General features: G+C 61.6%; 17 protein-coding genes and 1 tRNA gene. 9 read left to right on the forward strand and 9 right to left on the reverse strand.

The window, feature by feature from the left end; all coding sequences use genetic code 11:
* Positions 1–155 precede the first annotated feature (155 nt).
* From AAAX31_RS06905 to pknB, 6 genes are all read left to right on the forward strand, one after another.
* Positions 156–2009 (forward strand): serine/threonine-protein kinase, encoded by a 1854-nt coding sequence (locus AAAX31_RS06905; protein ID WP_349076643.1) that lies wholly within the window; start codon positions 156–158, stop codon positions 2007–2009.
* Positions 2006–3019 (forward strand): FhaA domain-containing protein, encoded by a 1014-nt coding sequence (locus AAAX31_RS06910; protein ID WP_035136732.1) that lies wholly within the window; start codon positions 2006–2008, stop codon positions 3017–3019. Before AAAX31_RS06905 ends, AAAX31_RS06910 begins: the two co-directional genes overlap by 4 nt.
* Before the next feature lie 6 nt (positions 3020–3025).
* Positions 3026–3442 carry an FHA domain-containing protein gene (locus tag AAAX31_RS06915; protein WP_006235180.1) on the forward strand — a complete coding sequence of 139 codons (417 nt, stop codon included), beginning with the start codon at positions 3026–3028 and terminating at the stop codon, positions 3440–3442.
* Positions 3439–5238, forward strand: coding sequence for a Stp1/IreP family PP2C-type Ser/Thr phosphatase (locus AAAX31_RS06920; RefSeq protein ID WP_349076646.1), 1800 nt, complete (start codon positions 3439–3441; stop codon positions 5236–5238). The genes AAAX31_RS06915 and AAAX31_RS06920 overlap by 4 nt, the downstream gene beginning before the upstream one ends.
* A 16-nt stretch (positions 5239–5254) precedes the next feature.
* The gene (locus tag AAAX31_RS06925) at positions 5255–8125 is read left to right on the forward strand and encodes an FtsW/RodA/SpoVE family cell cycle protein (protein ID WP_349076648.1); all 2871 of its coding nucleotides are present in this window, start codon (positions 5255–5257) and stop codon (positions 8123–8125) included.
* A 132-nt stretch (positions 8126–8257) separates the two neighbouring features.
* Positions 8258–10219, forward strand: a complete 1962-nt coding sequence (gene pknB / locus AAAX31_RS06930) for a Stk1 family PASTA domain-containing Ser/Thr kinase (protein ID WP_349076651.1) — start codon at positions 8258–8260, stop codon at positions 10217–10219.
* Positions 10220–10630: 411 nt separating this feature from the next.
* Here pknB and AAAX31_RS06935 read toward each other — a convergent pair.
* From AAAX31_RS06935 to AAAX31_RS06965, 7 genes are all read right to left on the reverse strand, one after another.
* A tRNA-Arg gene (locus tag AAAX31_RS06935) sits at positions 10631–10706 on the reverse strand.
* Positions 10707–11010: 304 nt separating this feature from the next.
* Positions 11011–11409 (reverse strand): DUF956 family protein, encoded by a 399-nt coding sequence (locus AAAX31_RS06940; RefSeq protein WP_117564941.1) that lies wholly within the window; start codon positions 11407–11409, stop codon positions 11011–11013.
* A gap of 120 nt (positions 11410–11529) precedes the next feature.
* Positions 11530–12450: a PTS system mannose/fructose/sorbose family transporter subunit IID gene (locus AAAX31_RS06945; RefSeq protein ID WP_117564942.1), complete on the reverse strand. Its 921-nt coding sequence runs from the start codon at positions 12448–12450 to the stop codon at positions 11530–11532.
* 16 nt (positions 12451–12466) lie between these two features.
* A complete protein-coding gene (locus tag AAAX31_RS06950; RefSeq protein WP_117564943.1) occupies positions 12467–13285 on the reverse strand; it encodes a PTS mannose/fructose/sorbose transporter subunit IIC in 819 nt (272 codons plus the stop codon).
* 18 nt (positions 13286–13303) lie between these two features.
* Entirely contained in the window at positions 13304–14293 is a 990-nt protein-coding gene (locus AAAX31_RS06955; protein ID WP_089573275.1) for a PTS sugar transporter subunit IIB, read from the reverse strand.
* Positions 14294–14667: 374 nt separating this feature from the next.
* The gene (locus AAAX31_RS06960; protein ID WP_117583629.1) at positions 14668–15096 is read right to left on the reverse strand and encodes a hydrogenase maturation nickel metallochaperone HypA; all 429 of its coding nucleotides are present in this window, start codon (positions 15094–15096) and stop codon (positions 14668–14670) included.
* A gap of 190 nt (positions 15097–15286) precedes the next feature.
* Entirely contained in the window at positions 15287–18064 is a 2778-nt protein-coding gene (locus AAAX31_RS06965; RefSeq protein WP_349076652.1) for an FAD-dependent oxidoreductase, read from the reverse strand.
* A 189-nt stretch (positions 18065–18253) separates the two neighbouring features.
* Between AAAX31_RS06965 and AAAX31_RS06970 the strand changes: the two genes are divergently transcribed.
* From AAAX31_RS06970 to AAAX31_RS06980, 3 genes are all read left to right on the forward strand, one after another.
* Positions 18254–18916 (forward strand): TetR/AcrR family transcriptional regulator, encoded by a 663-nt coding sequence (locus tag AAAX31_RS06970; protein WP_117770275.1) that lies wholly within the window; start codon positions 18254–18256, stop codon positions 18914–18916.
* 63 nt (positions 18917–18979) lie between these two features.
* On the forward strand, positions 18980–19987 hold the full coding sequence (locus AAAX31_RS06975) for a DUF5692 family protein (RefSeq protein ID WP_117770274.1): 1008 nt from the start codon (positions 18980–18982) through the stop codon (positions 19985–19987).
* Positions 19988–20220: 233 nt separating this feature from the next.
* The gene (locus tag AAAX31_RS06980) at positions 20221–21717 is read left to right on the forward strand and encodes a hypothetical protein (protein WP_349076654.1); all 1497 of its coding nucleotides are present in this window, start codon (positions 20221–20223) and stop codon (positions 21715–21717) included.
* 73 nt (positions 21718–21790) lie between these two features.
* On the opposite strand, the gene AAAX31_RS06985 is transcribed toward AAAX31_RS06980, so the two are convergent.
* Together AAAX31_RS06985 and AAAX31_RS06990 are read right to left on the reverse strand one after the other, a co-directional pair.
* Positions 21791–23143: an ATP-binding protein gene (locus tag AAAX31_RS06985; RefSeq protein WP_117655936.1), complete on the reverse strand. Its 1353-nt coding sequence runs from the start codon at positions 23141–23143 to the stop codon at positions 21791–21793.
* 207 nt (positions 23144–23350) lie between these two features.
* The gene (locus AAAX31_RS06990) at positions 23351–23518 is read right to left on the reverse strand and encodes a hypothetical protein (RefSeq protein WP_164473271.1); all 168 of its coding nucleotides are present in this window, start codon (positions 23516–23518) and stop codon (positions 23351–23353) included.
* Positions 23519–23748 lie beyond the last annotated feature (230 nt).

Consider the following 23748-nt stretch of genomic DNA (forward strand, 5'->3'; position numbering starts at 1 on the left):
AGCCAAAACAGAGCCAAGCCAGACAGGCAACCTCGCATCCCGCTATCCTCCCCATGCACCCGAGCGTGCTACACTAGCAGCATCTATGCCACCGCGAACGGCTCGGCTCGGCGCCCGCCGCTCGCAAACGAACTTTAAACGCACGAGGGTTGGCCATGCCGCTTTTCTCGCAACATACCGCCCGGTTCTCGCCGGACGTTCCTTTGGAGGGCACCAGCTCTCGCGAGCTGCTCAAGCGGTACCAGCCGCTCGAGACACTTGCGACCGGCGGTTTTGGCTCCATCGAGATCTGCCGCGACACGCACCTGCGCCGCCGCGTCGCCATTAAGCGTATCCCCCTTATCAACGGTGCCGGCATGCCCGCCAGCGACATCATGGATGTCCTGCGCGAGGCGCACACCGCCGCCATGCTTCAACATCCCAATATCGTGCAGGTCATCGACTTTACGCACGACACAGCCTATGCCTACCTAGTCATGGAGTATGTCGATGGCATGTCGCTGGCCGAGTTTTTGCACCGCGTGGACGGCCACTCACTTACCTTTGACGAGGCCGCGGCCATTGCCGATGCCCTGGGCCAGGCGCTCACCTTCGCCCACAGTAATGGCGTACTCCACCTGGACATTAAGCCCGCCAACGTGCTCATCGACCACTCGGGCAATGTAAAGCTCACCGACTTTGGCATGGCGCGGCTGTCGTCCGCCGGTGGCTTTGGCGGCTCACGCGGCGGCACCATCGGCTACATGCCGCCCGAGCAGCTCGATATCGAGACCGGCACGGTCGACGAGCGCGCCGATGTCTTTGCCCTCGCCTGTGTGATCTACGAGGGCCTGTGCGGCAGCGCTCCTTTTATGGCGGCCACGCCCGCCGACTCGCTCGGCCGCATCATCGGCGGCGCCACCTATCCCAGCGAGCTGATACCACACTTTCCCCCGGGAGCCGAGACCGCGCTCATGAGCGCGCTCTCCCCCATGCCGCAGGACCGCCCCAACAGCATCGAGGCATTTTGCGACCAGCTCCTTGCCGGTCTGGGCAGCGTGCGCGAAGGCCGTCGCAGCCTGGAGCAAATGGTTGGCGAACTTTCGGATGACGAGCAGGAGCTCGACGATATCGAGCCGTCGCACTACGAGGACGACACCATCGAAGTCGACCCCGCACTCGGCTGGGCAGGCACGCGCTGGAGCCATGCGCGCGACTACGCCATGCACGCCATCTCGGCGCTAACGTGCGGCGCCTTTAGCTTTTTGCTGATGCAGACGGCCGGCGTCGCGGCGCTTCCCGGCCTGGTCATTGCGGCTATCGCGATCGGAGCGGCGGCCGGCCTGGCCCCCCAGATTGGCTCGGCCATCTCGGCTGTGGGCTTTTTGGTGCTCATGGCAAACGCCACCATGCAGGCACAGGGCGTCCTGTCGATGTTGCCCGTCGCGGTGATCTTTGCCGCCGCCATGTCCGGTTGGTGGATCGCCTGGGGTCGCACCGAGGCTGCCGCGAGCGCCGCACTCACCTGTGCACTCGCGCTTGGCTGTCTGACCGGCAATACCTTCCTGGCAGCTGGGGTCGCCGCCGGCGTCGCGTCATTTTGGCTCGGCCCGGCAAGCGCCGCCGCGGCAACGGGCATGGGCGCGCTTTTTGCCCGTCTGGCCACGGTCGCGCTTTCAGCCGGAGGCGTGCTGGGGCTCGGCAACGTTGCCGCAGCGCTGGAAGACCCGCTCCTTTGGGCTGCCTTTGCGCTGGTCGCGACAACTGCCGCGGCGTCATCTGCGCTGCTCAACGCCCATGCCAAGCGTGCCGATCAGGGCTCAAACCTTGCCGTAATCGCCGCCATCGCTGTCGCCGGCATCGGCTGCGCAGCGGCGTCCTGTCTTGCACACCATATGGAAATTGCCAGCCTTGCAGCCGCGGTCGTCGCCAAGGCGGCGGTTGCGGGAACCCTATCCTCTATAATCGTTGGGATATGCCTATATTTGCTCGGATACCAAAGAACCTATACGGAGAGTGATCTTTCGTGAACTTCCTGAACATCTTCGAGGACCACGTGGCCGGCATCTTCGGTGCCACCCGTGCCCCGTTCTCCTTTAAGAAGCTTGCCAAGCAGGCCGCTCGCGACATGGAGGATCAGACTCTGGTGATCAACGGCGTCAACACGGCGCCGGCACTCTATACCATCCTGATCGCCGCCGACGACGATCCCATGCTCGCCCCGTTCTACCCCGAGCTTTCGCGCGAGGTCCGCGAGTTTGTGAAGGCGCAGGCCGAAAAGCGCCGCTATGTCTTTGTCGGCGAGCCCCTCGTGCGCTTTATGATCGATCCGCAGCTGCGCGCCGGCAAGTTCTCGGTCTTTGCCGAGAACGTCGATGCCCCCACGCTCGGCCGCCTGTACGAAGAAGAGCGCGCCTATCAAAACGGTCTGGGCCAAAACAACTCCGCGGCAAGCCGTGCCGCCAGCGCCCCGCGCGCCGGCCAGCAGCAGTTTGCTGCCCCGCAGCAGCAGCGCCCCGCCGCCATGCCCCAGCAGCAGCCGACGCCTCGCGCCGCCGCTCCCGACCCGCTTGCCGTGGCAGACCCCTTCGCGCCTAGCGTCCCCGACCCCGCCGCAGCACCCATCCCGGTGCCGCAGACCGTCTCGCGCGACGCGCTTGCCGGCATGGGCGGAGCCGCCGCGACCGGTGCCGCCGTGGGCCTAGGCGCCGCAGCCGGCATCGCCTCCAACATGGCGAGCACTCGCGCCCCGCAGCGCCCGCTCGCCCAGCTCGTCGACGTCGTGAGCGGCGAGAGCCATAGCATCACCTCCGCACAGGTGACTATCGGTCGCGAGCGCTCGGTTTCCGATATTGCCCTGCGCGACCCCAACGTGTCGCGCCGCCACGCCCAGCTCACCTTTACGGGCTCGGATTGGTCGATCGAGGACCTCAATTCCACCAACGGCACGCTCGTCAACAACCGCCGCATTACGCGCTGCCCGCTGCGCAACGGCGATCTGCTGACGTTTGGCCTGAGCACCTTTGAATTTAGGGGATAGTCGCTTATGAACATCGATATCGTCCTTTTTGCAGGCCGCATCGTCCTGGTCGCCCTGCTCTACATCTTCCTGTTCGCCGTCATGAAGACCGGCGTGGGACTTGTGCGCGGGCAGCGCCGCGACTCGGCTATCTGGACGATCGATGTGGACAAGGGCCCGCGCGGTATCCGCGGCATCCACGTAGACATGCTCGGCCCCGTCATCGTCGGTCGCTCGCCATCTTCGGACATCTGCATCAACGAACCGTTCGTCTCGGCCTCGCATGCGCGCTTTTCGCTGCAGGGCCCGGCGCTCATCATCGAGGACCTCAACTCGCTTAACGGCACGCTCGTCAACGGCCGCCAGCTTGTGGAGCCCGCAACGCTGCGCGAGGGCGACGAAGTCCAGATCGGCGATGTGGTCATGAAGGTGAACCGTCGATGATCGACGAGGAGAACAAGTCCGCGACTATGACCGAGGCACCGGCTGCCGCCACAGCTGCGCCGGCCCACGCCGCTCCGGCGGGCTCCGCACCCGTGGAGCCCGAGGACACCGTGTTCTCCCTGCCTCTTTCGCATGTAACGCATGATATTTCGGATCTCGCCGATAACGAGGACGAAGAGGATGCCGTAGCGGCGCCCATCGGCGCACATGCTGCGGAACAGCCCACAGCGCCCGAAGCAACCCCGGCGCCGGCTCACTTTGCAGAGCCCGTCGCCGCGGCAATCAACGAGAGCGCTGCGGTGTTTGCGGCACCCGAGCCCGCCGCGCCGGCGTTTCCCATAGCCCCGGCATCCGAGGTTGCGCCCGCGTCTACGCCGGCGCCCGATCCTATAGACGTCAGCCCACAAGACGACGAGTCGACCGCCCGCGTGTCCGAGGAGCCCGGCTCCCCGGACACCGGCGATTCCGAATCAAACGCCGAGACCGACACCGTCTCTCCCGGTGACACAGCCGAGATCGACGTTGCCGCCGTTGAGGCCAAGCTCAAAGACCCCGGCTCGACCATGAGCTTTGAGCCCCTGACCGAGGAGCGCATCGAGACCGACTCGACCTATGATGCCGGCACCACCACGCAACTCATGTGGGGCGCCCGCTCCGACGTTGGCTGCGTACGCCCGCACAATGAGGATTCCTACCTGGTGCAGTCGCCGCTCTTTTGCGTATGCGACGGCATGGGTGGTCACGCTGCCGGCGAGGTAGCCTCTTCCATCGCCGTTGAGACTATTGCCAAGACGGCCCCGCAGTCCGCCGACGCCGCACGCCTGGCGGCAGCCGTCGAGGCCGCTAACGCCGCCGTAATCGAGGCCGCCTTGAATGGCCTGGGCAAGCCCGGCATGGGCTGCACAGCCACTTGCGCCTATATCGAAAACGATACGCTCGCCATCGCCCACGTGGGCGACTCGCGCGCCTACCTGCTCCACGAGGGCACGCTCATCCGCGTGACCCGCGACCACTCCTACGTGGAGGAGCTCGTGGACGCCGGCGAGATCACGGCAGACGAGGCTCGCGTCCACCCCAACCGTTCGGTCATCACCCGCGCACTGGGCTCGGACCCCGCCATGTATGCCGACCACTTCACTCTGCATATCGAGGAAGGCGACCGCCTGATCCTGTGCTCCGACGGCCTTTCGAGCATGATTCCCGATAGCGATATCGAGAACATCGCCACGCAGTCCTCAACCGCGCAAATCTGCGTCGACAACCTAGTGGACGCGGCGCTTGCCGCCGGCGGCCACGACAACGTGACCGTAGTAGTCGTTGACCTGGTTGACGATGGCGTCATGCGCGAGGCGCAACGCGTGCGTCGCCGCAACGTTACTATCGCCGCCATCCTGGCCCTCGTCTTGGTGCTGGCGGCTGCCATCTGGGCCTACACGGGTGTCACCGGCTCGTACTACCTGGGTACCTACCAGGGCAATGTCGCCGTCTGGCGCGGCCTGCCCGGCAAGCCGCTCGGACTCAAGCTCCACTGGCTCGAAAGCGAAACCAGTATCAAGCTGTCCGACCTGCCCGAAGACACGCAAAACCGCCTCAAGGCGGGCATTCCGCAAACAAGTGTCGACGATGCGCAGGACACGATATCCAAGTACCGCCACCAGATCGACGAGGAGCAGACCCGCCAGGTGATCGACGCGCAAACGATTCGCGACAACACCGACCAGGGATCGACCTCCGAATCAGATTCCGAGAAAACCGCCGAACAGTCCGCCGAGGCCGAAGCCTCCGAAAAGAACTAGAAAGGGAGTGCCGCTTATGAGTCGCCGCAACACCGAGCTGCTCTTGCTCATCGCCTCGGCGTTCCCCGTCATCCTGCTGTATGCGATGTACGTCCTCACCGCGGGCGCTGCCATCTCCTTTGAGACGCTCGCCGTACCGATCGGCCTCTTTGCCGCCTTTGCCGCGGCCCACATTGCCGTGCGCATCTTGGCGCCCGGTGCCGACCCCGCCATCCTGCCCATTGTCTTTGTGCTTTCGGGCATCGGCATCACGTTCGTGACGCGTCTCGCCCCCGCTCTCGCCATCTCACAGCTCATCATCCTGTTTGTCTCGGTGGCCCTGATGGTGGGAACGCTCGCGTTGGTTAAGAACCTCGACGTAGTCATGCGCTACAAGTACACCTTTGGCATTATCGGCATCATTCTGTTGATGCTGCCTATCTTTATCGGCACCACGATCTCGGGCTCCAAGCTGTGGATTCGCATCGCGGGCTTTACCATCCAGCCCGGCGAGTTCGCCAAGGTCTTTATCGTGCTGTTCCTGGCCGGGTACCTGGCCGAGAACCGCGAGCTGCTCTCCATCTCCAACCGCAAGATCTTAGGTCTTAAGATCCCTCGCCTGCGACTGCTGCTGCCGCTGTTTGCCGTGTGGGGTGTGTGCCTGCTCGTCGTCGTCTTCGAACGCGACCTGGGTTCGGCCGTGCTGTTCTACACCATCTTCTTGCTGATGCTCTACGTTGCCACGGGGCGCTTTTCGTATGTCGTTATCGGCCTTGCGCTCTTAGCCGTTGGAGCCGTGGGCGCCTACAAGTTCCTGTCTCACGTTCAGGTGCGTTTCCAGGTTTGGGTCGATCCGTTTAAGGACGCCCAGGGCCAGGGCTACCAGATCGTCCAGTCGCTCTTCTCGCTTGCCGATGGCGGTCTGGTCGGTGTTGGTATCGGCAACGGCATGGCCAACAACATCCCTGTCGTCGAGTCCGACTTTATCTTCTCGGCCATCGGCGAGGAGATGGGCCTTTTGGGCGGCGGCGCCGTGCTCATCCTGTTTATGCTCTTTGCCGTGCGTGGCCTCACCACGGCTGCCCGCGCTAAATCCGACCTCGCCGCCTTTAGCGCCACGGGCCTTACGGCCGCCATCAGCTTCCAGGCCTTTTTAATCGTGGGCGGCGTTACCCGCCTGATCCCGCTGACCGGCGTCACCCTACCCTTTATGAGCCAGGGCGGCTCCTCTCTGCTGGCAAGCTTTATCATCGTCGCGCTCCTGCTGCGCGCCGGTGACGAAGCGACCGGACGCGAGGCCGAGCTTACCGGCACCGGCACTATGGCCGCCATCACCGATGATCAGGTCGCATCTGCCGCCGCCCCGACGGGCACGCGCTTTGCCACCTCGTCTTCCTACGGCAGCGGCAGCCATTCCGTCGGCTCGCGCATGCGCCGTCGCCTGCTCGACACGCCTGAATCCGGTGTGCTCGGCCGCGTTGCGCTCGCCAACCGTCTAACCCGTGCGGTGCTCGCCTTTACGGCGCTATTCGCCATCCTTATCGGCAACCTCACCTATGTCCAGGTCATCAAGGCCAAGGACTATCAGGACATGCCGACCAACAACCACACCATCGCCCGCTCCAAGTACATCCAGCGCGGTTCCATCATCACGTCCGACGGCGTGACGCTGGCCGAGTCGCTGCAGCAGGAGGACGGCACCTACGTACGCTCCTACCCCAACGGTAACCTGGCAGCGCACGTGGTTGGCTACGTGAGCCAGCAGTATGGCACCACCGCCATCGAGAGCGTCATGAACGACACGCTCACCGGTTCTAAGGACTACTCCAGCTGGAACAACGCCATCGCGTCGCTCGCGGGCCAGACCCAGCCGGGCAACACCGCCAAGCTCACCATCGACTCGCGCATCCAGACGGCTGCCGAGCAGGCGCTCAAGGGCTTTAAGGGCGCTGTAGTGGTCATCGACCCGCGTACCGGCGCGGTGCTCGCATGTGCCAGCTCGCCCACCTACGACAACACCAACATCGATGCCCTGCTGCAGACGGGCGGCGGCGAGGACGGCTCCATGTACAATCGCGCCATGGACGCGCTGTACACGCCGGGCTCAACGTTTAAGGTCGTTACGCTTTCCGCGGCACTCGAGACCGGTACCGCCAGCCTTACCAGCACCTACCAGGCGCCCGGCTCCATGGACATCGGCAACGCACCGGTCACCAACTATGCCAACGAGAGCTACGGTACCATCAGCCTGCAGCAGGCCTTTGCCGTGTCCTCCAACGTCGTCTTTGGCCAGGTGGCAAACGAAGTTGGCGCAAACACGCTCGTGCAGTTTGCCAACGCCTTCGGCTACGGCCAAAAGCTCGGCCAGGACCTGACCTCCGCGGCCTCCATCATGGCCGACCCGTCGCTCATGACCGAGTGGGAGACCGCCTGGGCCGGCGCCGGCCAGCCTGTCGGCATGGACCACACGCCCGGCCCGCAGACCACCGTCATGCAAAACGCCGTGATTGCCGCCGCCATCGCTAACAGCGGCGTGGTCATGGACCCGTACTTTGTAGCCCAGGTACTCGCCCCGGACGGAACCGTGGTCAAGACCACGCAGTCCCGCTCGCTTGGTCAGGCCGTCAGCTCCGCCACGGCCGACCAGGTCAAGCAGGCCATGCTTGCCGTCGTCCAGTCCGGCACCGGCACCGATGCCCAGGTCCCCGGCGTCAAGGTCGCCGGCAAGACCGGCTCGGCCGAGACTGGCGGCACCAACGTCAACTCGATGTTCGTTGGCTTTGCACCTTACGATTCACCCACAGTCGCCATCTCGGTGGCCTTGGAGGATTACGACAAGCATGACGTCAAGGCCGCCAAGATCGCCGGCATCGTCCTGACCGCGGCGCTTGCTGCACAGGGAGCGTGATGCCCATGATCGAATCGGACACCCGAGGCGCGCCGCGGCCGAAGAGTTAGCGGCAACGCGCCACACGGCCCCAGCGGCCACATCGTAGGTACTACACACATCGTTGAGCGAATAGTTATGTTAGGAGCAGGAATGGAACAGAGGGTCCTCGGGGGAAGATACCTCCTCAAGGATAAGGTGGGGACAGGCGGCATGGCGACCGTCTACCGTGCACAGGACCAGGTCCTCGACCGCACGGTTGCCGTCAAGATCATGCTGCCGCAGTATGCTGGCGACGCAACCTTCGCCGCACGCTTTAAGCAGGAGGCCCAGGCAGCAGCCGGTCTCTCCTCCCCCTATATCGTGGGCGTCTACGATTGGGGCAAGGACGGCGACACATATTACATCGTCATGGAGTACCTGCGCGGCACCGACCTTAAGAGCGGCATCAAGAGCCACGGCGCCCTCGACCCCAAGAAGGTCGCCCAGATCGGCTCGCAGATCAGCTCCGCGCTTTCGGTCGCCCACAAGCACGAGATCATCCACCGCGACATCAAGCCGCAGAACATCATGGTGCTGCCCGACGGCAACATCAAGGTGATGGACTTTGGCATCGCGCGCGCCAAGAACAGCCACCTCACGCAAGACAACAACGTGCTGGGAACCGCCCACTACGTCAGCCCCGAGCAGACCCGTGGTCAGGACCTCGGCCCCACCTCGGATATCTACTCGCTGGGCGTCGTGATGTACGAGTGCGCCACCGGCCGCGTTCCCTTTGACGGTGACGACGCTATCTCGGTCGCACTCAAGCAGGTCAACGAGCTGCCTATTCCGCCAAGCCAGATCAACTCCGGTGTCGACGCCGACCTTGAGCGCATCATCCTCAAGTGCATGGAGAAGGACCCGGCAAACCGCTTCCAGACCGCCGACGAGCTGCGTCAGGTGCTCAACAGCTACCTGTCGGGCCGTGCCGTCAACATCTCGGAGCCCACGCGCATCATCGGTGCCCCCGGTGAGCTGGGCGCCACCAAGACTCGCGAGCTTTCCGATCAGACGCGCGCCATGGTGCGTCCCGTCTCGGGCGTGAGCGGCCAGAATACCGCCCGTAGCTCGGTTTCGGGCTCCACCGGCTCCTACGAGGTCGAAAAGCCCAAATCCAACAAGAACAAGATCATCGCCGCCGTGGTGGCAGCTGTTGCCGTCATCGGCATCGTGGTGGCCTTTGCCACAGGACTCTTTGGCGGCGAGCAGGTCCCCGTGCCCGACGTGCTGGGCAAGGACCAGCAGACTGCCGTCGAGCTGATCAAGGAAGCCGGCCTCGAGGTCGGCACCATCGACCAAAGCTACAACGACGATGTCGACGAGGGCAAGGTCGCCGAGCAGACGCCCAACGGCCACACCAAGAAGGCCAAGGGCACCAAGGTGAACCTGGTGATCTCCAAGGGCCCCAAGCCCTCCGAGAAGGTTGAGGTTCCCCAGCTTGTCGGTCTAACCAAGGACCAGGCAGAGGCGGCACTGGCAAGCGTTGGCCTAAAGGGCAACGCCACCGAGGAGGCCAACGAGGCCGATGAGGGCCAGGTCTTTGAGCAGGGCACCGACGCCGGTAAGGAAGTCGAGAAGGGCACGACCATCTCGTACAAGGTCTCGAGCGGCCCGGATACCACGTCCGTCCCCGACCTGACCGACATGACCGAGGCCCAGGCGCGCAACGCCCTCGATATGGCAGGCTTTGGCGTCGACGTGAGCTACCAGGAGAACGACTCGGTTACCGAGGGCACCGTGATCAGCTGGAACCCCAGCGGTAAGCAGAAGCCCGGCGCCACGATTACCGTCGTCATTGCCAAGAAGTCCGGCAAGGCCAGCGTTCCGGGTAACCTGTACGGCAAGAGCATCTCCGCCGCCGTCACCGCGCTCAACAACGCCGGGTTCTACAACATCGCGTTCTGCGACCAGAACGGCAACCCCGTGAGCGGCAACGAAAACGCCACCGTTACGGGCGTCTCCCCCACCGGCAAGCAGTCCACCGACAGCACGATTACGCTGACGGTCGCACTTTCTGGTTCGGGTTCGGGCTCTGGCTCGGGCACGGGCGACGATTCCGGTACGACCAACTAGTCGCCACCCCACCGCTCATCACGGCTCTCGCCGCAAACATATTCGCTCACAGGCGCCCGCTTGCTTCCCCAGCAAGCGGGCGCTTCGTTTTTGACATGACATGAACCAGAAGAGCCCGGTACCGTGACGGTGTACCGGGCTCGATCAATCTCTGGTGTCCCCGGGCGGATTCGAAAACTCCCCCCGCGGGGAAAATGGTGACGCGGGTGTCGACGGCTCGAACCCTGCCCTTAGACCAGAAGAGCCCGGCACCGTAGCGGTACCGGGCTCGGCAAATCTCTGGTGCCCCCGGGCGGATTCGAAAACTCCCCCCGCGGGGAAATTGGTGACGCGGGTGTCGACGGTCCTAATCCGTCGGCAGCTCCCACAAACCAGAAACGGCGCCGCTCTCGCGACGCCGTTATAATCTTCTGGTGCCCCCGGGCGGATTCGAACCGTCGACACCCGCTTTAGGAGAGCGGTGCTCTATCCCCTGAGCTACGGAGGCATGTTGTACTAGTGTAGCAGATTTACACGTTGTGATGCAGCGTGTAGCCACTCTTCGAAGTTGCGGTGGAACAGCCCTCCGGAAAGTGCGTCCCACTATCCAGGCAAATTCTGGGTCAGACTTTCCCCATGGGACCTCGCTGGGAAACTGTGTCCCAGAATTTCGGCTCGAAACGGGACACGGTTTCCCAAACGACCCCGTTCCGGAAACTACACCCCGGAATCGACGCTCGAACTGGGATGCACTTTCCCGATCGAGCCACATGGGAGACTGCGCCCCACTTTAGGGGGGCGCTCTTTAATGGCTAGTTGCCTTTGTGGAAAAGGTTCTTGATGACGGAGGGGATGCTCTTGGCGCCCTTGGCCGTCACATCGATAAAGTCGGGCGAACGAACGAGCTTGTCCTCGTCAATGTACTTACGCACCGCGCGAAGCGTTTCCTTGTCATTGCGCGTCGAAAACGTAAAGTGGCCATTCTCTTTGGTAAAGATGGCAAAACGCGTAATCTTCTTGGTGCCGCGCAAAACCTCGGCGGCAATATAGTCGACCTCGTCCCACGGGATTTGGATATAATCCTCGGGATTGCGCTCGTTATAGTACTCAAACGCCTTATTGCCCACCATCACGTTACCGTGACTGGTAAGCCCCATCAGGCAGGTTGCCGGCGTTGCCAGATCGACCGTGCTGTTCTGAGATTGCGCCATACGCGCCTCGCCCTCCAATAATAACAATCGGACCGCATCCAGTGTACCCACCGGGTGCGGTCCGTTTCAATGGCTCAAAAGCCCTTGCCTAGCAACTCTCGGTCTTAAGCCGAAGCGTGCTTACATGAAGCCGCAGACGCGACCGATGATGCCGACGGCGAAGAGAGCCAGGATGATGACGATCGGGCTGACCTTCTTCTTGAGGAGCTTGCAGACCAGAAGGGTCAGGCACACGGCGGCAAGGCCGGGGATGAGCTGATCGAGGTTGGCCTGAAGCGTGGTGACCTTCACCGGGTCGAGTGCGTTGGCACCGACAGAGCTGTACATCGTCAATGCCTGCTTGATGCCCTCAGAACCGGCGGGCAGGTTGGCCCAGTCGATATAGGCGCCAGCGGACTGCGTGACCTTGGAGACGACCGGGGTGAAGGAGATGGACACCCAGCGCTCGACCAGGGCGCCGATGATGAACATACCCAGGATGGAAGCACCCTCGGTGACCTTGCCCATCAGACCGCCGGAGAGGTCCTTGGCGATGGAGGAGCCGACCTTGTAGCCAAACTCCTGCGTGTACCACAGGAAGGCGTAACGGATGATGTTCCACGCGAAGAAGAACAGCAGCGGACCGGCGATGCTGCCGGACAGGGCCAGGGAAGCGCCCAGTGCACCCAGAATCGGGCGAAGGGTGAACCAGAAGGCGGGGTCGCCGACGCCGGCGAGCGGGCCCATCATACCGACCTTGACGCCCTGAATGGCGACGTCGTCAATCGGAGCACCGTTGGCGCGCTCCTCCTCGAGGGCGAGGGTAACGCCAATGACGGGGGCGGAAACATAGGGGTGGGTGTTATAGAACTCCAGGTGGCGCTTAAGAGCGGCAATCTGGTCATCCTTGCTGGTGTAGAGCTTCTTGATCGCAGGGATCATTGCGAAGCACCAGCCGCCGTTCTGCATACGCTCGTAGTTCCACGAGCCCTGAAGGAACTGATGACGGAAGCAAACCTTCTTACGGTCAGCCTTGGTGAGCTGAATCTTGTTCTCTGCCATATGTATCACTCCCCTCCTACTCGTAATCGTTCAGAATGTCGCCGAGCGGGTCACCGGAGCCACCGCCCATGCCGCCACCCTGCTTGGCCAGATCCTTAAGGCCAAGGTAGATGAGGGCAAGGGAGATGCCGATGAGGCCAAGGGCGATCAGCGTGAGCTGAGGGATGGCAGCAAGGACAAAGCCGAGGATGAAGAACGGCCAGGTCTCCTTGGTGGCCATCATGTTGATGACCATGGCGTAACCGACGGAAGCGACCATGCCGCCGCCGACAGCCATGCCGCCGGACAGCCAATCGGGCATAGCGTTAAGCGCGTTGGTAACGGCCTCGGCCGGGATGATGCACAGAAGTACTGCCGGGATGGCGATACGAACACCCTGCATGAGGATGCCGGCGTACTGCCAACGCTCGATGCCGGCGAAGTCGCCCTTCTCGGCGCAGGCGTCCATGGCGTGAACCATAGCGGTAGCCAGGGTACGGCAGATCATGGTCAGGAACAGACCAGCGACCGACAGCGGGACGGCGACGGCGATGGCGGCGGTAACGGCCTTGGCCGAATCGGTGGCGCCACCGTTGAGGGCGAGCACCATGATGATCGAAGAAGCGACCGAGGCCAGAGCGGCGTCAGGCGCGACGGCGGCGCCGACGTTAGCCCAGCCAAGGGCCATCATCTGGAGCGAACCGCCCAGGAGGATGCCCTCCTGAAGGTGACCGGTTACGAGACCGATAAGCGTGCATGCCACGAGCGGCTGATGGAACTGGAACTCATCCAGAATGCCTTCCATACCGGCAAGCAACGCGACAATCGCAACAAGCAGAATAGTGATTGCAGACATGTATCGGACCCTCCTTTACTATGCTTGAGCGGCCAGTTCGGCCTTAGCTTTCTTCAACATGGCGTCGAGATCCTCGGAGGAATCCGAAGGAACCTTGCGGACCTCGAACTTGACGCCCTTGGCCTTGAGAGCCTCGATGGTCTTGACATCGTCATCGCCCATAGCGACAGCGTTAGTGACGACGACCTTGCCCTTGGAGTGGGCCATGGAACCGATGTTGGCTTCCTTGATGTCGACGCCGGCCTCGATGGCCCTGAGCAGATCCTGCGGGTTCTCGAACAGCAGCATCGCCTTGGTGTCGCCAAAGCGCGTGTCCTTGACGACCTCGGCCATCTTCTTGATAGGCACGACGTTGGCGTGGACTCCCGGAGGGGCAGCCTGCTCGATCATGGTCTTGCGGAGCTCGTCGTGAGCAACGCCGTCGGAGACCACGATGATGCGGTTGGGGTTGATCTGCTTGGTCCACGTGGTGGCCACCTGACCATGCAGCAGGCGCGTGTCGATACGGACGTGGGCGATCTTGATGTGCCCGTCGCCGATCACCGTTCCCGGAGGAATGGCACCCGCAGGAGCAGCGGCGGCCGCAGCCGGCTTCTTCTCCTCGGGCTCCAGAGACTCGGGCTTGACGCGCACGCCGGCCTTAGCCTCAGTCACGAGATGTTTTGCGATCGCATGTGCAGTGTTCTTTGCGTCAAAGCGCTGCGAATATGCCTCGATGAGCATAGGCAGGTTGACACCGGTGACGATAGCCCAGGAATCGTGGCCCTCGATGAGCCCGCTGATCTGGTTGAACGGCGTGCCGCCCCACAGATCAACGAGGAAGAGCACCTGCTCCTGGTCCTCGAAGGAAGCGATTGCCTCCTCGACCTTGGCACGGAAGTCGTCGGGGCCCATGCTCGGCTCGAGCGAGACCACGGCAACAGACGGCTGATCGCCAAAGACCATCGAGCCCGTCTGCTTGATTCCAGCCGCCAAGTCACCATGGCTAGCAAGAACAATACTTACCATCACATAACCTCCTTTTTGTCTACGTAATTCCTACACGACAGTTATGGAGTATAGCTGCAAATACAGCAGAATTGTTTGAAAAACTGCAAAAGGTAGCATTATTTGTTTAAACGTCTTGTTTTGTTACAAGCTGATTACATTCCAGTATTTTGGCTGATTTGCTGCTGAGGATTGATAGCTGATCTATTTACATGACCGAATTGAGCACGCTGTTCATTATTGCCGGTTTTAAACAGACACAAATGTGCTCGCGTTGAGGCTATTTCGTTTAAACAGATGGTGCTTGACTAATGGTAAGAAATATGCTCTAGCAAAGTAGTCGTTAGGGACGTTCTTTAATGACTAGTCGTTTAAGAACGTCCCCAACGACTAAGTTAGGCGATGTGGAGGGGGTTGGCGGCGTCGACGGCATCGGGGGCATCGGATAGGCCGTCGGGGGCAGCGTCTGTCGGGTCCTCGTCGGGGGTCTCGATCTGCTTGATCATGACCTCCTGGCCCTGCAGCAGATAGGTCTCGCCGCTACCGCAATGGGGGCAGGTCTTGCCGTGCTCGACCGTCGCGTAGTCGCAGCCGCACGCCTCGCAATGCGTCACGGCCTCGACAGGCTCCACAATAAGCTCCGCGCCCTGCGTGATAGGCTTTTTATCTGCCGCCCAGCGCCAAGCATCAAGCAGCAGATCGGGAACGACGCCCGAGACCTCGCCCAGGAGCAGCGTCACGCTCGAAACGCGACTCACGCCATTGGCGCGCGCCACATTCTCGACATCGCGAATGATGTGATAGACGATTCCTAATTCATGCACTTTTTCTTCCGCCGTTCTAACGAACGGCGGTCGACTTGACGCTGCGCGAGCCCCAGACGGACGATCTGCCTTTCAATCGTCGGGCATGGGCAAAAGCCCTATGCCCTCCTCTTTCAAGGCACCTCGCCACGCCTGGGACTCGCTCGCTGTCCAACCGTTCTCTACGCCGTTCTCTTGTTTGTTGCGTTTTTTATTTCTTCCCAAATTTGATTTTGATCGCACGCTTCAAAGCGTACTTGCCGAGGCTGGGGAGCTTTTGCTCGTATTTGACCATCGTGGAGCACTCGGGGCGGTCGCGATCCAGATGGATGGCGTCAAACGCGCACTTGGTGGTGCACAGGCCGCAGCCGATGCACTTGTTGGGGTCGACGATCGAGGCACCGCAGCCCAAGCAGCGAGCGGTCTCGGCGCGCACCTGCTCCTCGGTAAAGGTCTCGACGTACTCGCTAAAGGGCGCAGCCTTCTCGCGCTCGCGGTCGACACGTGCCACCTCGCGGCTTGCGTTGTCATAGCTCTCAATCACAACATCGTCGCGGTCAAGCGCGGTGTAGCGGCGCTGGTTGCGGCCGATGGTGAGCGTGGAGCCCGGCTGCACAAAGCGATGGATGGACACGGCGGCCTCGTGACCGGCGGCGATGGCGTCGATAGCAAAGCTGGGACCGGTGTAGACGTCGCCGCCCACAAAGATGTCGGGCTCGGCGGTCTGGTACGTCTGCGGATCGGCAAGGGCACCCTGGCTGCGGCCGAGCTCCACCTTGGAGCCAGCCAGCAGGTCGCCCCACACAATGGACTGGCCAATCGACATGACGACACGGTCGGCATCGACACGGCGCAAGTCGTTCTCGTCATACTCGGGCGCAAAACGGCCCTCGTCGTCAAAGACACGCGTGCAGCGCTTAAAGGTGATACCGCACACACGACCGGCCTCGTCCAGGTGAATCTCCTTGGGGCCCCAGCCGCAGCTAATGTGCGCGCCGTCCTCAATGGCCTCGCGACGCTCCTCCTCGCTGGCAGGCATCTTGACCTCGCTCTCCGGGCAGAACATCTCAACGTGCTCGGAACCCAGACGGCAGGCGTTGCGCGCGACATCGATGGCCACGTTGCCGCCGCCCACCACGATGGTGCGCCCGGGCAGCGCGTCGATCTTGCCGCTGTTGACCTCGCGCAAAAAGTCGACGGCCACGGTCACGTCCTCGGCATCCTCGCCCGGAATACCGGCAAGGCGGCCACCCTGGCAGCCAATGGCCACGTAAAAGGCTTTAAAGCCCTGCGCGCGAAGCTCGTCGAGCGTCACATCGCGACCGACCTCCACGCCATAGCGGAACTCGGCGCCCATCAGGCGAATGACCTCGACCTCGGCCTCGATAACGTCCTTCTGCAGCTTAAAGCTGGGAATGCCGTAGGTGAGCATGCCGCCCGGGCGCTCGTTTTTCTCGAACACGACGGGCTTGTAGCCCTTCTCGGCCAGATAGAAGGCGCAGGACAGACCGGCCGGACCGGCGCCGATGATGGCGATCTTCTGATCAAAGCCGCCAGCGCGCGTCGGCGTCACCACGGGCGGGACGTAGCGGGTCGCGGCATCCAGATCGCGCTGGGCGATGAACTTCTTGACCTCGTCGATGGCCACGGCGGCGTCCACACGGCCGCGGGTGCAGGCGTCCTCGCAGCGGCGGTTGCACACACGGCCGCAGATAGCGGGCAGCGGGTTCTCGCGCTTAATGAGTGCCAGCGCCTCGTCATAGCGACCCTGAGCCGCGAGCTTCAAATAGCCCTGAACGGCAACGTGCGCGGGGCAGGCCGTCTTGCAGGGAGCGGTGCCGGACTCATGCGTCTCGATGCGGTTGTCGTTGCGGTAGTTGGGCGACCACTTGGTGTGGTCCCACTTGGTGGCATCGGGCAGCTCCTGGCGCGGATACTCGGGCACCTGTCCGCCGGCCTTTTTGCTGCAGAGCTTCTGGCCCAGCTTGGCGGCGCCGGCCGGACACACCTCGACGCAGCGACCGCAGGCCACGCACTTGTCCTTCTCGACCTTAGCGACATAGGCCGAGCGCGACAGGTTGGGCGTGTTGAACAGCTGCGAGGTGCGCAGGGCGTAGCACACGTTGACGTTGCAGTTGCAGATGGCGAAGATCTTGTTCTCGCCGTCGATATTAGTGATCTGGTGCACAAAGCCGTTGTCCTCGGCCTGGCGCAAGATGTCGTAAACCTCGTCGCGGGTCACGTAATGGCCACGATCGGTCTCAACCACGTAGTCGGCCATATCGCCCACGGCGATGCACCAATCGGCCGGGTCGTCGGCGCAGCCCTCACCCATCACGCGACGGCTCGCGCGGCAGCTGCAGGTGCTGGCGGCATATTTGCCATCGTATTTGTCGAGCCAATGCTCGATATGCTCGATCGGCACCGAGGTGCTCGCGGCGTCGATGGCCTTCTCGACCGGAATGACGTGCATGCCGATGCCGGCGCCTCCGGGCGGCACCATCGGCGTGGCCTTGGACAGCGGTCCCTCGGACGCCTGCTCAAAGAACTTGGCATAGACCGGGTGCTCCTCGAGCTGGCTCACGCGCATGTTGAGGAACTCGGCAGAACCCGGCACCAGCATGGGCAACACCCATTGCTTGGCGCGCTCGGGGTTTTCCCAGTTGTACTCGAGCAGACCCGTGTAGCTCATGTCGTCGAGCATCTTCTCGATATCGGCTTCGGGCATGCCGGTGAGCTTGACCATCTCGGGCAGCGTATAGGGACGGCGCATCTTCATCTTGCAGAGCACTTCGGCCTGCTCGTCGGTTGCGGCCTCGGCAAACGACCAGTACTCGTAGCCCAGCAGCTCGTCGCGATGCAGCAGGCGGTTGGTGCAGTGCTCGCACAGCTTGACGATGGCCTCGCGCGGATGCTCCGGCAGCGGCGGCACGAACTCCGAACCGATGTCGGGCTCGGTGTAACTAATCCCCGGTCCGTTGAGAATCATGGTTGTCCCTTCTCTTGCCGCAGCCCGGCGGGACCGCAGCGCCCCTCTTTTTTTGCAGGCCGGACATGCCCCCATGCCGTTCACCCGCCATTGTTGACATTGTGTCAAAAATAGTATTGACGAACCGTCAACAATATTCAAGACTGTTAGGCGAACGGTCAGGCAAAAGAGGATGAAAGGCGGCAAAACATGGGCAATAACACAGCAGGTACCTCTGTGGTCGATGCCGTCCCCGCATCCGATAGCGCGGCAAAGCGCCTGACGGGCGACGAACGCCGTCGCGAGATCCTCGATGCCGTGCGCACCGTAAGCTCCGAGCTGGGCGTGTCCCACCTATCGGTATCGGCCGTGACCAAGCGAGCCGGCTGCACGCGTTCATTGTTCTACCACTACTTCGCCGACATGGACGCCGCCGTCACCGCTGTTATGGACGAGGCGATCGACGACTTTATCTCCGAACTCGAGCGGTGGAACGCCGACCGCACCGTCGGTGATATCGAGGGCGCGCTCGACACCGTCGCCCCGCTCTTTAAGCGCCTGGTCGCCAGCGGCCACGAGCTGCCGAGCACGCTTACCTCGAGCAGCGGCGCGCTCTACGGCGGCTTTTTGCACAACGTGGTCCAGCGCGTGGCGCAGTATATCTGCGACACCACCGTAGTGGATTTTGTCGCCCATCATGAGCTACGCATCGACCATGTCTACGAGACGTTCTACACCCTCATCATGGGCCTTTTGATGTATATCCGCACGCACCCCGATGTGCCCGACGAAACGGTCAAGGAAATCATCGCCTCGACACTCCACATCGAGGGCTATACCGCCAAGTATCCGGAGCGCAAGCCCCAGAACTGACGACATTTGGCCAAACTGCCCTCGATCAGAAGAGGGGCCGCGGGCGTGTGAAAGGAGAGCAGCATGCTGTTCGATGTTTGGGGTAGCGATACCCTTATCCACTGGGCCGGCTGGGCCATGGTCTTTATTGGCCTGATCGTGCTCAACGAAGTCGGCCGCCGCACCAAGCTGGGCGCGGCAATCATCTTTGGCGTGGCTCCGCTGGCCATGACCATCTACTGCGTCGCCATCGCCGTGGGCGTTTCGCAAGGCGCCGAGTGGGCGCTCACCAACCCCACCCATGTGTACCAGAACAGCTGGTTCCACTACGCCAAGGTATACGCGGCGCTCGCCGGTTGCTGGGGCTTCATTGCCATTAAGTACCAGTGGGGAAAGATCGGCAAGGCGCATTGGTTCCGCGCATGGCCGTTTGTGATCGTCGCCATCAACATCATGATCGCCGTCGTATCCGACTTTGAGAGCGCCTATCACTTCTTTGTCCTGGGCGAGTCCACCTGGGTCACCTCCGAAGGTGCTACGCAGCTGGCCGGCTGGAACAACGTGTTCAACGGCATCGCCGGTCTCATCAACATCTTCTGCATGACCGGTTGGTGGAGCGTCTACGCCTCCGAGGATCAGACCGATATGCTGTGGCCCGACATGACCTGGGTCTACATCATCGCCTACGATATCTGGAACTTCTGCTACACCTACAACTGCCTGCCCACCCACTCCTGGTTCTGCGGCTTTGCGCTGCTGCTGGCGCCCACCGTCGCCGCCTTTATCTGGAACAAGGGCGGCTGGATCCAGAACCGCGCCTTTACGCTGGCTATTTGGTGCATGTTTGCCCAGGTATTCCCCTACTTCCAGGAGGAGTCCATCTTTGTGACCCACTCCACGCTCGACCCCGGCGCCGCTACCGCGGTCTCGATCGCCGCACTGGTCGCCAACGTCGCCGCGATCATCTACATCGCCTACCGCGCCAAGAAGCTCGGCCGCAATCCCTACAAGCAGGATGTCTTTGAGGGCACCAGCGATTGGGAGAAGGCTACCGCTCGCCGCGCCAAGGTGGATTACGCACACGCCGAGTAACGCGCCCGGCGCAGACATCGCTTGAGCACGAAGCAGCATAGCCGGCTCCGCGCAACTCAACGCATTGTAGAGCCCCCGGAATGTGATTCGTTCGCGTTCCGGGGGCCTTTTGCCGCCGCGAGGATGCGGCCGAACGATGCGCTCAGGTTAAATCGGATCTTATATTTCGCACGCGCTTTATATGGCTCCATTTTTGGGTACAGTGTTGTCCCGATATTGAGCTTGGGGGATGTATGAATGATGAGACGATGGGCCAAGAGGATGCGGCCCAAGATGCAGAAGCTTGCGCTGAGGCCTTGGAGAGCTTAGACCGGATTTCACTCGATGAGATTGCGTTTGACGATTCGGGCGTTGATGTGCAGGATGAGCCGGAAACCGAGGCGCAATCCGATAATCAGGATGCAGGCGACGTTGAGCCTGCCGAGGATGAGGCAGATCACGAAGGCACCGAAAGCGAGGCCGGCAACCAGCCCGAATCCGACACGGGCGAGGAAACCGTCTTGCTCGACAGCTTGCCGGCCGAGGATTCGCTGACTCGCGAGCTTCCTGGCCTGGGTTCCGCACCAGCCGTGGACGAGACCATCGCCATGGGCGATATACCCCTGCCGTCCGTTCCCTCGGCACGCGAGGCCGAGGTCCGCCATCGCAAGATGTCGCCCAAGCGCCGCAATCTGATGGTCGCCGGTGTCGTGGCCGTCGCGCTCGTCGCCGGCGGCGCGGGCTATGCGGCTTGGAACGGATACCAGCAAGAGCAGGCCGCCGTAGTTGCCGCAAACGCCCATACCATGATGTCGGTGCAAATTGGCGTACATGCCGCGGGACTCGACTGCTCCACCGGCTCAAAGATCCCCGTGCAGGTGAGTGGCCAGGACTCCGACGGCTCTTCTGTGAGCGAAACGCTCTACGTTGACGAGCACGGCCGCGGCATCAAACTGCTGCCCGGCGATTACACGCTCTCCATCGCTGCCTCCCCCATCGCGGCCGACGGCACCATCTATACCGTCCCGACCACCAAGACGCAGGTCACCGTTAAGAGCGATGGACAGGATTTAAGTGCCCAGGCTGCCTTTAAACTCAAGGTGCCTTCGGCCGACACGGTAACCGACGACCAGATCGATGCCGCCGCCAAATATGCCGAGGAGGGAGGCGCGAGCTCCGCCGCCACCGCCAAGGTGCTCCAGCAGGCGGCAACCGCGCGGCGCGACGCCGCCGTCAATGCCCTGAGCGCGCAAAAGGCACAGGCAGCCCGTGATGCCGACGCCCGTCACAAGGCAACCGACCTCTACCAGCTCGATATCCCCGTCGAATGGTACGGCAAGGTCGAGACTTGGCAAAATGGCAGCACGCTATGCATCTATCTTGCCGGCGACAGCGATACGCCGATTGTGACGCTCGTCGCGGTGCGCGAGGGCGAGAGCTTTACGCCCGATGAGGGCGATACGGTTTTGGGTGCGGCCAATCTAGGCAACGGTTATACCGTCTACGCCAGCGGCCCCGTCTATCCGTACGTGGTGCCCCAGACCATCAACGGGCGCACGCAGAACCCCGTGTCGGCCTATCCCATGGACACAGCCATTGAGCTTGTCGAGCTTACGACCGGCAACCGCTACACCTACAGCCAGATCAAGAGCGTGCTGGTCGGCAAAGACGGCAAGGCCGACGCTGCCACCAAGCTCGAATGCGACTACATCGCCCAGATTCTGCTGCCGAGCATCAAGGCCCAGGACTAGCCGGGCGCATCATGGTACTCCCCAACCGTGATGAAGGGGCCAGGAGGTCCTGGCCCCACAGATCCGTAGATGATTAGGCAAGGAGCCACTTCCATGCGGGCACAGCGTGTACCACACCGTGTTCACATGGAATATCGGCCTGCTCATCCATAGTAACGATTACCGACTCGCCAAGATCAAACTGGGCCATCGAGGCATCGAGGGCTGCAATTTCGCGTTCGCGCGTTTTCTCGCTTGCCATATCCACACTCACCTGAGTCAGGCTATAAGCCTGCATGAGAAGTGCATCCCCAGCCACAAAGTCAACCTCATGGCTTTTATTCTTCTCCTTGACCAGTAGGCGGCAGACCGAACCGACCCGCACCGCAGGAGTCCTTCTTCTGAGCGCATTGAACACCGCAGTCTCGAGCCTCTGGCCCTGGTCCAATGCCGATGCGGGAGAGAATGCTCCAAACATCGCAGGATCGACAGCGTAGACTTTAGACGCAGACCGCGTATTATTTGCAAGTGAACGCGTAAACTCCGGCACAGAAAACAGCAGGTAGGCGTCCTCGTAATACTCAAGTAAGTCGCTGAGCGAATTACGACTGACGGGTATCTGCCTGCTCTTGAACTCGTTGTACACCTTGTTCACCGACAGCTCTCGTCCCGAAGATGCCATACACCGCGTCAGAAACAGTGAGGCCAAACGAGGGCTCTTGACGTCGTAACGCTCCACAACGTCCATAGCGACCGTTCGCGACGCATATTCCTGTAGCAGCTGAATCGCGTCTGCGGGCGTCTGCTCAAGTGTCGCGATGAATCCCCCTCGCTCGAGATATCCGACCAGATGGTGTCGGAGCAACGCTGCAGCGCTTGAGGAGAAGGGCGCGTTCGACTCAGGAACGCTCCCCGTCTTATATCGGACGTATTCCGAAAAACTCAACGGAAAAAGCTCTCGCACAAGAGAACGGCCCCTGAACTCGCTCTTAAGTTCTGAGGACAGCATCTTAGAAGAAGATCCCGTCACGTAAACGGTCGCCTTCTCCGTATCGACCACGCGTCGCAGAAACGCACCCCATTCGGGTATTTCCTGGATCTCGTCAAAGAAAAGGTAGGCGCCCTCGCCTCGAGCAGCAGGATATAGTGCATAGAATGTATCGAGCACGTCCGCTAGTAGCGATGGCTCATACGGACGCAAGCGCTCATCCTCAAAATTGAAATATAGCATCCGGTCAAGCTCGACGCCTTGGCCCTGAAGCCGCCGTATCTCCTGATACAGGCGATACGTCTTTCCACAACGACGGGCGCCCACAATCACATATACGATGTTGTCGCGCTTTGGCTCCTGCGGGTTGCCCAGATCAAGGTCGCGCTCAAAGACCTGCGGAATCCCCTGTTGCTCAAAGTCCTTTATTTTTTGAGCCACCAAGTCGTTGAATGCCATAATTCTCCAATCTTGCTCTCCTGCTAATCAAGATTATAACGATTCTTGATTAGCAGGAGAGCAAGATTATGCGTATCTTGATTAATGGATAAGCAAGTTTTCTATTAGTGGCCCCTCCCGGAGGATATCGAGCGGCCGAGGGGGCAGGCATGAACGCCTCTAGCCGAAAACAAAGTAGCTAAAAAAGCCCCGTCCCAAATCAGCTACTTAACGCCAGGGGTCGGCTTCGAAGAGGGGCTCGCGCTCGGGGCGACGATCGCTATAAGGATCGTAGCCGTCGTCATCCTCGTTCTCGGCACGAATGTAGGGATCGGTGGGCTTTTTCGTCTCCCTCTTCTCGCGCAGGGGCTGCTTGCACTCGTCCTTGCTATCCATGGCATGCACCTTTCCGTGTGGCTTGAATTCCATTCTTACACTATGACTGATTACGGCCATCGTAATGCATGGATACCGCGGGATGCGGTATCCAGAGCGCACACGTGCTTACGAATCGTCTACGCGTATCGGCGCAGACAGTGTATACATTGCTTTAAACCCAACGCAAGCCCGCCCGAGCGCACCTTAGGCACACTCGGGCGGGTAAACATCGTCTTGAAACTTGCAGC

This window comes from Collinsella sp. CLA-ER-H5 (assembly GCF_040092375.1).
In the GTDB taxonomy this organism is placed as follows: Bacteria; Actinomycetota; Coriobacteriia; order Coriobacteriales; family Coriobacteriaceae; genus Collinsella.

Coding starts and splice junctions, on each gene's coding strand:
- AAAX31_RS06905 (WP_349076643.1), top strand. CDS start 156: ATGCCGCTTTTCTCGCAACATACCGCCCGGTTCTCGCCGGACGTTCCT.
- AAAX31_RS06915 (WP_006235180.1), top strand. CDS start 3,026: ATGAACATCGATATCGTCCTTTTTGCAGGCCGCATCGTCCTGGTCGCC.
- AAAX31_RS06920 (WP_349076646.1), top strand. CDS start 3,439: ATGATCGACGAGGAGAACAAGTCCGCGACTATGACCGAGGCACCGGCT.
- AAAX31_RS06925 (WP_349076648.1), top strand. CDS start 5,255: ATGAGTCGCCGCAACACCGAGCTGCTCTTGCTCATCGCCTCGGCGTTC.
- pknB (WP_349076651.1), top strand. CDS start 8,258: ATGGAACAGAGGGTCCTCGGGGGAAGATACCTCCTCAAGGATAAGGTG.
- AAAX31_RS06940 (WP_117564941.1), bottom strand. CDS start 11,409: ATGGCGCAATCTCAGAACAGCACGGTCGATCTGGCAACGCCGGCAACC.
- AAAX31_RS06945 (WP_117564942.1), bottom strand. CDS start 12,450: ATGGCAGAGAACAAGATTCAGCTCACCAAGGCTGACCGTAAGAAGGTT.
- AAAX31_RS06950 (WP_117564943.1), bottom strand. CDS start 13,285: ATGTCTGCAATCACTATTCTGCTTGTTGCGATTGTCGCGTTGCTTGCC.
- AAAX31_RS06955 (WP_089573275.1), bottom strand. CDS start 14,293: ATGGTAAGTATTGTTCTTGCTAGCCATGGTGACTTGGCGGCTGGAATC.
- AAAX31_RS06965 (WP_349076652.1), bottom strand. CDS start 18,064: ATGATTCTCAACGGACCGGGGATTAGTTACACCGAGCCCGACATCGGT.
- AAAX31_RS06970 (WP_117770275.1), top strand. CDS start 18,254: ATGGGCAATAACACAGCAGGTACCTCTGTGGTCGATGCCGTCCCCGCA.
- AAAX31_RS06975 (WP_117770274.1), top strand. CDS start 18,980: ATGCTGTTCGATGTTTGGGGTAGCGATACCCTTATCCACTGGGCCGGC.
- AAAX31_RS06980 (WP_349076654.1), top strand. CDS start 20,221: ATGAATGATGAGACGATGGGCCAAGAGGATGCGGCCCAAGATGCAGAA.
- AAAX31_RS06985 (WP_117655936.1), bottom strand. CDS start 23,143: ATGGCATTCAACGACTTGGTGGCTCAAAAAATAAAGGACTTTGAGCAA.
- AAAX31_RS06990 (WP_164473271.1), bottom strand. CDS start 23,518: ATGGATAGCAAGGACGAGTGCAAGCAGCCCCTGCGCGAGAAGAGGGAG.